Origin of the sequence: Streptomyces sp. NPDC057271 (assembly GCF_042668715.1) — a bacterium.
In the GTDB taxonomy this organism is placed as follows: domain Bacteria; phylum Actinomycetota; class Actinomycetes; order Streptomycetales; family Streptomycetaceae; genus Streptomyces.
Window position 1 is genome coordinate 1 of sequence record NZ_JBHUYJ010000097.1, and the last position, 13010, is coordinate 13010.

General features: G+C 69.1%; 8 protein-coding genes. 3 read left to right on the forward strand and 5 right to left on the reverse strand.

What is annotated here, in order from left to right; all coding sequences use genetic code 11:
• A partial coding sequence (locus ACFUJR_RS31280; protein WP_383450958.1) for a hypothetical protein occupies positions 1-572 on the forward strand: 572 nt, incomplete at its 5' end.
• On the opposite strand, the gene ACFUJR_RS31285 is transcribed toward ACFUJR_RS31280, so the two are convergent.
• Both ACFUJR_RS31285 and ACFUJR_RS31290 read right to left on the reverse strand, forming a co-directional pair.
• Positions 480-1379, reverse strand: coding sequence for a helix-turn-helix domain-containing protein (locus ACFUJR_RS31285; protein ID WP_383450961.1), 900 nt, complete (start codon positions 1377-1379; stop codon positions 480-482). The two genes, ACFUJR_RS31280 and ACFUJR_RS31285, sit on opposite strands and share 93 nt — an antisense overlap.
• A 221-nt stretch (positions 1380-1600) precedes the next feature.
• Positions 1601-1843 carry an anti-sigma factor family protein gene (locus ACFUJR_RS31290; RefSeq protein ID WP_383172578.1) on the reverse strand — a complete coding sequence of 81 codons (243 nt, stop codon included), beginning with the start codon at positions 1841-1843 and terminating at the stop codon, positions 1601-1603.
• Positions 1844-2607: 764 nt separating this feature from the next.
• On the opposite strand from ACFUJR_RS31290, the gene ACFUJR_RS31295 reads away from it, so the two are divergent.
• On the forward strand, positions 2608-3093 hold the full coding sequence (locus ACFUJR_RS31295; RefSeq protein ID WP_383172577.1) for a YbjN domain-containing protein: 486 nt from the start codon (positions 2608-2610) through the stop codon (positions 3091-3093).
• 35 nt (positions 3094-3128) lie between these two features.
• On the opposite strand, the gene ACFUJR_RS31300 is transcribed toward ACFUJR_RS31295, so the two are convergent.
• A complete protein-coding gene (locus ACFUJR_RS31300) occupies positions 3129-6539 on the reverse strand; it encodes a right-handed parallel beta-helix repeat-containing protein (RefSeq protein ID WP_383172575.1) in 3411 nt (1136 codons plus the stop codon).
• 377 nt (positions 6540-6916) lie between these two features.
• Between ACFUJR_RS31300 and ACFUJR_RS31305 the strand changes: the two genes are divergently transcribed.
• Complete coding sequence (locus ACFUJR_RS31305; protein ID WP_383172573.1) at positions 6917-7168, forward strand: sigma factor-like helix-turn-helix DNA-binding protein; 252 nt, start codon at positions 6917-6919, stop codon at positions 7166-7168.
• 17 nt (positions 7169-7185) lie between these two features.
• Here ACFUJR_RS31305 and ACFUJR_RS31310 read toward each other — a convergent pair whose 3' ends face one another.
• Together ACFUJR_RS31310 and ACFUJR_RS31315 are read right to left on the reverse strand one after the other, a co-directional pair.
• Positions 7186-10029, reverse strand: a complete 2844-nt coding sequence (locus ACFUJR_RS31310; protein ID WP_383172571.1) for a helix-turn-helix transcriptional regulator — start codon at positions 10027-10029, stop codon at positions 7186-7188.
• A gap of 21 nt (positions 10030-10050) precedes the next feature.
• A complete protein-coding gene (locus tag ACFUJR_RS31315) occupies positions 10051-12966 on the reverse strand; it encodes an ATP-binding protein (RefSeq protein WP_383450964.1) in 2916 nt (971 codons plus the stop codon).
• Between the last annotated feature and the right edge of the window lie 44 nt (positions 12967-13010).

Sequence of the window (13010 nt, forward strand, 5' to 3'; positions counted from 1 at the left end):
ACACCCCGCGTCAGGAACCCGGCCACCACCTGTCCGCCCACAGCCCGGCACTGACCGCACTGGCCGGCACCGCCCACCACCAGCTCTACCAGCAGCACGCCTCACTGCACGACATCGGCGCGGCCCTCATCCCCGCACGAGGACCACTGCCCGCGACCACAGTCCACTGGCTCCTCGTCCAGCACGACCCCACCTACCGGCGCCATTTCCAGGACGGCCTCGACCTCCTCTCCCAGAACAACTTCAACAGCCATCTGCCCCGACTCCACCGCTACCTCATCGACCACCACATCGACCCCACCACCGCACACGTCTGGGCCGACGCGGCCAACGCCTACCACGCCACCCTCAACCACACCGCCCCGCAAGACCCCCACGCCCGAGCCCAGGCCCACGCCCTCCTCATCCGCCACGCCGCCCCCCTCGCCCTCCCCCTCGACATCTCCGACACAGACATCGCCCTCGGGATGCTCCTCGAACTACGCCTCCACCGCATCCTCCACGCCCACCACAGCCCCCACAGCAACGCGCACACCGAAATCCAGACCATGCTCAACGAACTCGGCCTGTAGCCAGTCGCTCCGGCTCGGGCAGAACATCCGGTCCGCGAGGTGCGACCACTGCTTGCCGAGCGAGGCTGCACCATCGCGGTCATGGTCCCGGCCCGGGAGTCCGGTCCGAGGTCCTGAGGCCGATTTCGGCCGTCTCTCCGATCGCCACCCCCGACCGTGGTCGTTCAAGAACCGTCCTCCGATGCGAAGCACCGGCCAGCGCAGGATGCAGGGCATCCTGGCAGAGCCAACGCGAGGCCGGATCCCGAGATTTGGTCTGCCCCAGGTCGTCCCTGACCAGCACGTCCATGCCTCTTCCAGCACGTGCATGCCTCTTCTGTGGAGCACCGGCCCATGCTGGTTCCTCTCTGAGGGCGTTCGTGCCGACACACCCCAAGGAATCGCAGGCGTGCTGCGCCGATCCCGCCGACTGAAGAAGTGCGGGGCCCCATCGAGATTGCAGCCGCACCCATCCGCTGCGGAGTCTGCGCCCCGACGGAACCTGGCGCCACCCTGCCTCCGACGTGCGCGAATCCAGCAGGGACGTGCGCGAATCCAGCAGGTCAGTGCGGCCACTGTGCCGGGACAGATCGTGCCCTCATCCGTCAGTTCGAGGCAGTGAGCGTGGACCGCCCTGTCGACGCGGCGTCGGCCGCAGGAGACCGCCTCCGGACTCCTCGACGCCCACGGCCTGGGCCGTACCCCACCTTCTCCAGCACTGGCGGCGAGGGGTTCAGCCTGGAGCAGGTCGCCAACGGTGCGACTCAGCGCCGCGCACATCTTGTCCAGATCACCGAGGCGAACCGTGACCGGCGTGCCGCTCCACATCGCGGCGATCTTACTCAGCGAGGGCGTGAAGCCGACCGTCGAGTCGTCGTGGGGTGCCGGGCCGCGAAGCCAGAGACGCCGCGAGACGGACAGCCGTCCGATATCTCAACCCAGCGCCCCTGGCCGGCCCAACCCTACGAAGGACTCGTCAACCCGGCCAAGAAGGCAGGACCGCCTGAGCGGTCTCCCGGTGTGCGAGGTTTGACGTCGGCCCGTCCAGATCAGTCGTCGTCGCCCTCCGGATCGTGGATATCGATGTCATAGAGGAGATGGGCCTCGGTCACCAAGGCGAGCAGCGTCGGAGTCTCGGCGAACTCCAGGTACTCCGCGCCGCACGATTCGCAGTCCAACAGGTGCGCGGCGATCTCACGGTCCTCTTCAGGTGTGAGCGCACCAAGGACGTACGCCCCGAGTTGCAGGCGGATGTGAGGGGGGTCGTCGGCCTCGTCCGCAGGGTCTGTCACGGTGGACACCCGCTCCTTCATGCTCCGTCATCCGGAACTCAGCCACGCGTGGCGTTCCCTCCACGACAGGCCGGAGCCTACTGGCCCTTCGCATTCTAGAACGCGGAACGCGTACTCGAGGATCAATCAGCAACCGGTGGCGCCCATTCTCTGCCGGCCTGCCCCGACCCGACGGCGGCTCGGAACGGGTGACGGGCCACCGGTTTCCGCTGGAGACGTCCGAGCTCCCTGTGCCATCGGCGTCTACCCCGGTTCGGGTGCCGGCGCGGGCAGCGCCAGGGGCGGAGCACCACGACCTCGTGCGGCTCACGCCGAACTGGAGCAGGTGCAGCCACGGCTCACCCCGGGCGAGGCCGACACATGGATCGTCACGGCCGTGGTCACATCACACGCGCGGGACCCGACGTCGGCTGGCCGGCCGGTGTGGGGCGGGAACGTTGGCGACGATCTCCGCGGCATGAGGCAGGCGGTGTCCGTGAATTCTGCCGACCCGCGGCAAGACGTGCAGGTCACACCTCCACACTCCGACCGTTGGAGCGTGGGACGGGAGCGTCTCGCCGGCCTGCTCCATGATGCTCCGTGTCAGATGACACGTGGGGTGTTCCGATTCGACGTCGGGGGTACGCCGGCCCAGGGGCGACGGTGGGAACCGTAGGGAACTCGACTCTCACACGCCGGCGCCGAACCCGAGTGGGTCTGTGTCCGTGCGCACAGGTGACCGACGGCCGCCACTCTCGCGGCCGGCCGCGAGGCTGAGGAGAATCATGGAGAAGAACGACACCGTGCCCGGTGCGGAAGCCGTCAGGCGAGTCCTCGACGAGAACGGGATCACGTACGTCGTGGATGAAGAGGGCGACCTCTGCGCTCCATGGCAGACCTTCCGGACGTACTTCATGTTCTCCGATGTGGGAGGACAACGGGTCTTTTCCGTGCGCGCCTTCTACGACCGTCCGCACGGTGTCGAGGACGAGACACAGCTCCTGCGGACCGTGGACGAATGGAACCGGGACACCCTGTGGCCGAAGGTCTACACCTACGCGAGGGAGGACGGCTCGTCACAGCTGGTGGGTGAGGTCCACCTGCTGATCGGCCCCGGCTGCGACGAAACACAGTTCGCCGTGTCGACGGGGAGCTGGGTGGCAGCGTGCATCGAGTTCGACGAGTGGCTGGGCAGAAAACTGGGCCTGGCACAACCGGACGCGGGCCTGGACGAGGAGAACGGCCCGGAGCGGGAATCCGCCGTCCGGTGAAGACGAAGGGCGGGGCCGACGGCCCCGCCCCTGTGTCACTGGCGGACGCTCTTCACATCGGCGGGGGACAGCAGCCGCAGGTCGTCGACCGTCGGCGTGGCCAGACCGCTGATCCGCCGCGCCTGCGCGGTGATCATCGTGTCGAGGACCTTGCGTGCGTAGCGCCCGTTGCCGGAGACCCGGCCCTCGTGGGTGGCCTCGAAGTAGCCCCGCAACAGCTTGGTGGTCTCGTCGCCGATTTCGTAGCCGTTCGCGTCGGCCTGGCCGGCCAGAATGGTGACCAGCTCGTCGGCGCTGTAGTCCTCGAACTCGACCCATTGGGTGAAGCGTGAGGAGAGCCCGGGGTTGGCCGCGGTGAAGGCCCGCATCTCGTCCGTGTAGCCGGCGGCGATCACCACTACCTCGTCGCGATGGTCCTCCATCAGCTTGACCAGAGTGTCGATGGCCTCCTTGCCGAAGTCCTGACCGCCGCTGCCGCCCGGAGGGAGCAACGCGTACGCCTCGTCGATGAACAGCAGACCGCCGCGGGCCCGGTCGAAGGCTTCCTTGGTGCGCTGGGCCGTGTGCCCGATGTACTCGCCGACCAGATCACCGCGGGCGACCTCGACGAGCTGGCCCCGCTGGAGGATACCGAGGGCGGTGAGAAGCTTGGCGTAGAGCCTGGCGACCGTGGTCTTCCCGGTGCCGGGGTTGCCGGAGAAGATGAGATGGCGGCTCACCGGCGGGGCGGGAAGCCCCGCCGCCTTGCGGTGCTGCACCTGAGCGAGGAGATTGACGAGATCGGTGACCTCCCGCTTCACCTCGGCGAGGCCGACCATGGAGTCGAGTTCGGCGAGAATGGCGGTGACCCCCTTCTCGTCGCGTGTGCCGGCGCCTGCTCCGATGCCGGCTCCCGGGATCTCGCCGACGTCTTCGGCAAGGAGCCGGGTGAGGTCGTACGCGTCGGCGTTCGGCTGCGCGGCGAGCCGGTGGGCCTGACGATCCACCATCTCCTCGAACACCTTGCGTGCTGTGCGTCCGTTGCCGAAGTTGGCGTCGCGCGGGACCGCCTCGAAGTACTGGTGCAAGGCTGCTCGTGTGTCGTCGGCCAGCTCGTAACTGTGGGTGGTGCAGAACTGTTCGGCGATGGTCACCATCTCGGGCGTGGAATAGTTCTCGAACTCGACGGTGCGAGTGAAACGGGAGGCCAGTCCGGGGTTGGCGTCCATGAACTTGCGCATGTCATGGGTGTAGCCGGCGGCGATCACGACGACCTCGTCGCGATGGTCCTCCATCAGCTTGACCAGGGTGTCGATGGCCTCCTTGCCGAAGTCGGGCCCGCCGCCCGCGTTCGCTCCGCTGACGAGGGCGTACGCCTCGTCGATGAACAGCACTCCGCCCATCGCCTCGGTGAACTTCTCGGTGGTCTTGATGGCGGTGCCCCCCACGATCTGGGCGACAAGGTCCGCGCGCGCCACTTCGACGACGTGGCCTCGTTCCAGGGCTCCGAGAGCGGCGAGGATGCCGGCGTAGAGGCGGGCCACGGTGGTCTTTCCGGTGCCGGGCGGTCCTGAGAAGACGAGATGGCGTCCCATGGGGAGGCTGGGCAGCCCGGCCTCGGCACGACGCTTGGCCAGGCGGTTGAGGTTGACGAGGGTGGCCACCTCCCGTTTGACGGCGGCCAGGCCGACGAGCTGTTCGAGCTTATGGAGGAGCTCCTCGGCGGAGTTCCGTTCACCCCCGCTCGGTTGCGCCTTCGCCTCGGATCCGGCCCTCGTCACCTGCCCGGGCGGTGTGCCGGGCTCACCGCCGGCCGCGCCGCCGGTACGGGGCTGCTCTCTCGGGGTGTCGCCGGCCGCCTGGGCGGTGCCATACGCGTCGGGCAGGGTGTTGTCCCGGCTGGCGAGGTCCTCCACGCTGAGCCGCTGGCTGGGGACGGTCTGGCGCAGGCCCGAGCGGCTGTTCGCCGCGACGGTGCAGTCACGGATGACGATCGGCTCCGTACTCGCCACGACGATTCCGTCGCCTCCGTTGCCAGTGAGCTCACAGCCGGTGAAGGAGCCCCGGGCGCCCTCGGCGAGACGGACTCCGTTTCCCCGGCAGTCGCGGATACGGGTACGGGAGACCGAGACGTCACCGCCGGCCTCCACGGTGAGCCCGTCCACTCCGGCGCCCCGGATGTCGCAGTCGCGCAGTGCGCTCTGACCGCCCTCGCCGATGAGGACTCCGGCGTCGGTTCCGCCGTGCACGGTGGTGCCACTGATGTACGGATGTCCTCCCTCGGCAGTGTGCACCGCCGCGTAGCGGGTCTCGGAGATGTCACAGTCCTCGATCCGTCCACGACCCCGTTCGACGACGACGATGCCGTGCCCCGAGCAGTCGGCGACCGTGGCGTTGCGCAGCAGCGGATTGGCCCCGGTACGGATGACGATCCCGTGCTCCTGCACATGCCGGACCGTCAGATCGGTGAGCGTCCCCGACGCGTCGTCGGAGAGCGTGACACCGGTGCCCGAGCAGTCCCGGACCAGCAGGGAGTCGAACACCGGGTCGCTGCCGCCGCCCACCCAGACACCGGAGGCGCCCGCGTCCTCGACCTCGCAGGCCTCGAACGTGCCCTTGGAGCGCTCGTTCACATGGATGCCACTGGCACGCGGACGGGTGATCCGGGTGTGCCGGATGTGCGGATCCGCGCCGCCGGTGATCTGGATCCCGTGGCTGCCGGTGTCGGCCGTGCGGCAGTCGTCCACGACGACCTGACCGCTACCGGTGAGATACACGCCGACGTCGGCCGTGTCATGGATGACCGACTCCACCAGCCGCATGGCGCTCTCCTTCTGGACGACCACCGCCGGCTGGCCGATCGCGGAGATGTCGCAACGTTCGACCACGCCGTGCGCGCGGTCGGTGGCGACCACGCCGTTTCCCTTGGCTCCGGTCACGGTGGAGTCGAGGAGCCGCAGTTCCGCGTCGTCCCCCACATAGACCGCGGACCCCGCGACGCGCTCGATCGACGTGTGCTGGACCACCGTTCGTGCGGTTCCCGTGGTGACGATGCCGGAGCCGCCCGGGTTCTCCACCCGGCATCCGTTCAGCGACAGTCCGGACGAGCCGCGTGCCAGAACCGCTGCCCAGGCGTTGGCGCCGACCTCGCAGTCGTCCAGGCGCAGATGGCCGGAGGAGACGTCCACGGTGGCCAGGTCCGCACTCGTGCCGCGGAGGACGACACCGGAGAGCGTGGCCCGTTCCGCCGCCATCACCACGGCGCTGCCCTCAGCGGGTTCCAGTACGACGCTGCCTCGGCCCTCCTCCGCCGTGATGGTCAGCGCAGTGGTCAGCACGACGCTCTCCGCGTACTGGCCGGGCCAGACATTGATGATCGAGTCCGGACGGGCTGCGGCCATCGCCTCGTTGATGGTGCGATGGTGGCGCGGATTACTGGGCGAGACGTGGAGAACGTGCCGAGACATGCAGATTCCTCACCGGTTCCCGGGGACGACGCTTCCCACCTGGCACGTGGCGCTACCGGTGTGGGTTCAGCCGGCGCCCATGGCCGGTCGCGGTGACGACAGCCGTTCGCCCGTTCACCCGTTCATCGGCAGCTACGTGACTCCGCCGATCGGCGGATATCTCTGCCCACGAGGTGAGAGCAGTGTGAGAGTCGCAACCCCATTCCCGCACGAGCGCGTCCGCCGTCTCTCCCCAGAGGGGGCTTCCGTTGAGTGGTAGTCACGCACTGCCGTTGTCAGAGGGGCACGGCCCCGGGCCCAGTCCGGTACGAAGGCACTTAGCACGGCCAGAGGCACCGCCGGGTCCAGATCGGCCGCGGCCCAGAGAGGTTGGCGACATGCCCCGCAACGAAGAGGCGACGCCCGAGGATGTCTCACGGCGGCACGCCACGTCCGCCGACGTACACCGGGCCCTGCGGGCCCTCAGCGCCGAACACCGCGTCGTGCTGGTCCACGTGTACTTCCGGGGCATGTCCGTGAACCGGACGGCCGAAGTGCTGGGTGTTCCGGCTGCCACGGTGATCTCCCGTACCTACTACGCCATGCGCGCCCTCAAGGACGCTGTCCAGGCATGCGGTGCCGAGGCGTGAGCGACGGCGACTGCGAGTTACTCCCCCAGGTGCTCGTACGCCTTGCGTGCCACCTCCGTACGCGAGCGCACTCCCAGTTTGACGAGTATGTGCGACACGTGGGTCTGTACGGTGCGAGGCGACAGGAACAACTCGGCGGCTATCTCCGGGTTCGAATGTCCTTGAGACACCAGAGCAGCCACCTTCAGTTCGGCCGGGGTCAATGCCTGCCATCCGCTCTTGGGTCTTGGCCCGTTGGTGGCCTTCACCGTCCTGACACCCAGTGCGCGCAGTCGGGACCGGGCTCGCTCGATGTCCCACTCCGCGCCGGTGCTCCGGTAGCACTCCACGGCGCGGAGCAGCTGTTCCCTGGCTTCCGCCCGTCTTCCCAGGGTGGCCAGCAGCACCGCGAGATCCTCACTCGCCTGCCCTGTCTGCAGTGGGCGGTTCACCCGGGCGTAGTACTCCACAGCGGACAGCAGGACTTCCGGGTCACCGTCGATCATCCCCTTGCAGCGGGCGGCGGCGGCCACGCGTCCCGCATGCGAGCCCTGGCCGCTCTCCTGCGTGCTGATGACCGCCGCGGCCCTCGCTATCTCGATCTCGCCCACCGAGAGAGCGAGCCGCACGATGTCGGGGAGCCACTGGTAGCGCTGGTCCAGATCCTTGGCGTACCGGGCGTCCAGCGTCGGCAGCAGCACGGTCAGCGCCTCGCGCTGCCTCCCTGCCCGTTCGGCCATCAGCGCGCCGGCCATGAGGCGATAGCTGGTGTGCGATCGCTGGAGTCCCTCAGGGTCGGGGAGGTCGCGGAGTTCGCGGAAGGCGGCGTCGGCCGCCGGTCCATCGTCCCGGTGGCCGTGTATGAGCACTTCGACACCGTGGCGGAGCACGGGCATCCAGGCGATTCCCGGCAGGTCTTCGATGCCCGCGAGACCGGTCAGCGCGTCGTCCCAGCGCCCGGTCCAGTAGTTGAGCACCGCGGAGCTCATCGCGATCCCGCTGAACTGACCGTAGATGCCTTGCGCTTCGGAAAGGTCCCCGGCTTCGCGCAGCGCCGCCAGAGCGTCTTCCATGCGGTCGACGGTGCCGAGCATCACCGCGCGGGTGACCAGCATCGAAATCCGCAGATCCGTGTTCTCCTGACTCCCCTTGCCGATAGTTGCCGCTCGGTGGGAAGCCGCCAGCGCCCGCTCATTCTCGGCCAGCGCCGATTCCGTCCGCCGTGCCCGCATCAGCCCCAGAGCAACCGCCTGACGGCCGTAAGCCTCGGCCTGGTCATCGCCGTCGCGCACCGCCTCGGCAACGACTTCGGCGGCGATGGGCGCGGCCTCCGCCTCACGGCCCGCACTCCACAGGGCGATCGCTCCCAGAGCTCGCAGCCGGTTGCGCCACAGAGCGGACACCGGATCACGGGACGACTCGGCCGCCGAGTCCAACGAGCCCACAGCGGCGATGGCCTCGATCGCCTCGTCCCATCCTCCTTGCCAGAACAGGCTGTGCACCAGCGACATCGTCAGCTGGGCCACGTTCTCACGGTCGTGTGTCCGGTCGAGCAGCCTGCGCAGGATGACGGTGCTTGCCGGGCGCCGGAGCAGGAAGGCAGCCGTTCCGAGGTGACGCTCGAGCATCGAGTGGCCCGGATCCTCGGGTGGCAGCCGGTCCATGGCGCTCTGTATGAGTTCGGTGGCGACTTCGGGACAGCGGGTGGCGAGAGGTTCGGCGTGCTCGTTGATCCACCTCAGCATCGGTCCCCCGGCAGTGGGCCCGGCACGCAGCAGCTGTTCGGCTATGCGATCCATGGGGGCGCCGGCCGCCGCCAGGGCGTGGGCCGCCCTCCCGTGCGCCGCCGCCCGCTGCTCCGGCTGCAGCGCGGCGTAGAGGGCTTGACGGATCACCGGATGACGAAAGCGCAACCCGTCCCCGGTGTCGACGAGGACTCCGGCCGGCACGGCCTCGTCCACCAGGGTGAGCAGTTCCCAGGGGGAACGGTCCAGCACGGCGGCCAGTTCCCGGGCGGTGAACTCGGTCCCCAGCAGGGCAGCTGCCCGGAGCGCTTCCTGACAGGGCGCCGAAAGATGCGACAGCCGCTCCCCAACGGCCTGATCCGGTGGAGGCGGGAACCCCGACGCGGCCCGTCCGGCCAGTTCGACGACCGGGCCGTTCCGTTCGATGCCCTCGTCGCGCCGCAGGGCGTCGAGCAGCTCCCGTACGAACAGAGGGTTGCCGCCCGCGGACGTGAGCCATCCGCACAGTTTGGGCCCCGGAGCCACACCGAGCAAGGACTGTGCCAGAGCGGCTACTTCGGCCGGTGTCATCGGCGCGAGTTCGATGAGGCGGGTGTCCGCGCTCAGCAGGCCGCGACGGAGCCGGCTCACTTCGGGCCTGTCCGGCACCGCCCGCACCGTGGCGACGAGCAGCAGCGGAACGCGCCCCGCCACCCGGCTCAGCCGCTGCCACAGCAGCAGCGTGGCATCGTCCGCCCAATGAAGGTCGTCAAGCAGCAGGACGAGCGGGCCTTCGTCGAGCATGACGGTGAGCAGCCTGATCAGCCGCTCCATGACCGCCATGGTGTGTGTCTCGTCCTCGGGCCGGTCCGTCTCGTTCTGGCGGTCCTGATCGAGACAGCGCAGGAGTGGACGCAGCGGGAAGTCGTGGGCCAGTTCGGAGGCGGTGGCATGCAGCACCCGGCACCCGAGCCGCGCGGCCTCCAGCGACGTCAGCGCCAGCAAGGTGGTTTTCCCTATGGCCGGTTCGCCTTCGATGAGCACCGAGCCCCCTCGGCCGCCCGCTACGGCCTCGATCAGCTCCGCGAGTTCTCCGACCTCCCGTTCCCGTCCGATCCATGTGTCGCCTGCCGTCGGCCCGGTCGTCTCCCGTGTCATGCGCCCGTTCCCTCCGCTGGTTCAGCTGTCCGGACGGCCGAGCCGTCGCCCGTGCAGGGCACCGACGCGCACGGCCTCCGCCACGATGTCCGTACGGGAACGCGCGCCGAGTTTTGTCAGGATGTGCGACACATGGGTCTGCACCGTCCTGGGCGAGAGCAGCAGTTCGGCGGCGACTTGTGGATTCGTACGGCCTCTGGCCACCAACAGCGCCACTTTCAGTTCCGTCGGGGTCAGCGCCTCCCAGCCGTTCTTGGGCCGGTCCCGTGCGCCACTGTGAGCGCGCCGGATCCCCAGCGCGCGGAGCCGGGCATCGGCACGGGCAATGTGCCAGTCGGCCCCGAGGGAGCGGTACACCTTCACCGCACGGCCGAAGCAGGCGCGAGCCTGCGCCATGTCGCCCCGGCCCGCCTGGACCACCGCCAGGTCTTCCAGGAGATGGCCGAGGCCGGGCCGGAACACGGACCGATCGTAGTAGGCGAGAGCGGCACGTAACGGATCGGGATCCGCGGTGAGCAGACCCAGACAGTGCTGTGCGACGGCTCGCCGCACCGGTTCGTCCGGAGCCTGTTCCGCTTCCCCCTGGGCTGCCCGTGTGGCGTTTCCTGCGGCGGAGGCGTCGCCGACCGCCAGGGCGAGCCGCACCACGTCGGGCAGCAGGTGGAAGCGCTGGTTATGGGCGGCGGCCAACTCCGGGTCGAGTATGTGGAGAAGCAGGCCCAGCGCCTCCTCTGGTCTTCCCTGCCGTTCAGCGATCAGGGCTCTCGCGGTGAGGAGGAAGGTTGTCTGGCTACCGGGTACTCCGGTGAGCACGTCCACATCGGCGACGACCGCCAGTTGCTCCTGGGCCTCCTCGGGGCGGTTCTGGCCGGCCAGGATGAGCGCGGCCAGACCGTGACGGGTGCCCGGCATCCACGAGTCGGTGGGAAGCTCGCGCAACGACGCCAGGTCGTTCAGGGCCTCGTCCCATTCGCCGGTCCGGTAGTTGAGCGTCGCGGACAGAAGGACGACCCAGGCAGTCCGTCCTTCCGGGTCCGTCGTCTTCACCAGGGATCGGCAGGTCCGGAGTGCTTGCTTCGCCTCGTCCATGCGTTCCAGGACGGCGAGGAGATGCGCGCTCAGCAGGGTCAGCCCGACTCTGACGTCGGTGGCTTCCTCGCAGCCCAGCGTGGCCGCGACACCCTGCTCGAGCTCCAGGAGCGCGTCGTGCTGTCGGCGGTCGCGCATCAGCAGCAGGGCCTTGGTGTATCTGGCATAACCGACCGACACGGGGGACGGAAAGAACTCGGCGTCCGCCAGGATGTGCGAAGCCGCCGCTTCGGCTTCGTCGAATCGGCGGCTGGCCCACAGCAGCCAGGCCCAGGGGCCGCGGAGCTGAGCCGTCAACTCCGGCGAGTCGTGGTGGGCCTCCAAAGCCTGGGTGGCCTCGTGCAGGCCTTCCTCGACGCGCTGCTTCTGGACGAGGTCGAGGACGAGCATGAGAGTGAGCCTGGCTCGGCGTGCCGGTTCGGTCGTCTGGTCGCGCAGCAGCCGGATCTGGTCTGCGTTGCCGGACCGGCGCAGCAGGAAGGTGCCCCGGTGGAAGTACTCCTGCAGACGCTCCCGGTGCCGGTGCGCCGGTTCCAGGTGTTCCAGCGCGCGTGCGACGAGTTCGGTGGCGACCCAGGGAGCCTCCGCGAGAAGTGGATCACCGGCCTGTACCAGCCAGTCGACCGCCCAGTCGTCCCACGCCCCTCGCACGGGGAGCAACTGTCCGGCGACCTGGCGGTCCGGAGCGCCGGCCGCCGCGAATGCCTTGGCGGCGTGCCGGTGCAGTGTGTCGCGCAGGGAGACCGGCAGGCGCGCGCGGAAGGCCTCACGGGCCACCTCGTGTCGGAATCTCAGCGCGTTGCCGTCCACTTCCAGGACGTCCGCCAGAACTGCCTCCCAGACGATGCCCTCCAGTTCCTCGCGGCTTCGGCCCGTCACGGTCGCGAGGTTGTCCGTCGTGAACGGGGCACCGAGCAGCGTCGCGATGCGCAGGACGTCGACGACGGCCCGCGGCAGGCTGACAAGCCGGTTGACAACGGAATCGGCGAGCCCTAGGGGCGGGGACTCGTCTCCGAGGCGGGCCCCCAGTTCGGCATGTCCCTCGGTCACGGTGACCGAACCGGCGCGGGTCAGTGCATCGAGCAGCTCCCGCAGATAGAAGGGGTTGCCGCGGGCGGCTGTCAGGTGCCGGAGAAGTCTCGGGCCGGCGATCGCCCCCAGCGATCTCCGCGCGAACAGCGCCGTCTCCTGCTCGGTGAGGGGCGGCAGATCCATCGTGACCGCACTCTGACCGGCCGGATTCTGACGGAGCGCGGCGAGTCGAGGAGGGAGCGTGCCGCCGGTACGCAGGGCCGCGACGAGAAGGATCGGCAGCCGCGAAGCCGCCTCGGCGAGCCGCTGCCATACGAGCAGACTGGCCTCGTCGGCCCACTGGAGGTTGTCGAGGACGAGGAAGACGGGTGATGCGGAACATAGGCCGGTGATCCGTTCGACCAGGCTGTCGACCGCGGCGGCGACCGCGACCAGGGCGGGGTCCGCGGTGGGGTCCCCAGCGGTGCCCAGGGCGGTGAGCAGCTCGGTGACGGCAGACCGGTGGCCGGCGATCACCGGGTCCGTGGTCTCCAGGCAGTCGATGATCCCGGCCAACGGGAATCGCTGCCCCAGTTCGTCGGCGGCACCCCGCAGAACGAGGCAGTGCCGGCGCTGGGCGTCGGCCACCAAGAGGGACAGCAGGGCGGTCTTCCCCGCACCCGGCTCGCCCTCCACGAACAGCCTGCCCCCCTGTCCAGACGCGAGGGCTTCGATCATTCGCGCGAGCAGGCCCACCTGTCTCTCGCGGCCCACCCAGGGACTTTCGTATCCCATTCGCTCCACCAAGCGCCCCTCGAAAAATATTTGACATGCCATCACCAACTGGCGGTGCAACAGAAGGTACACACTGACTCACCAGT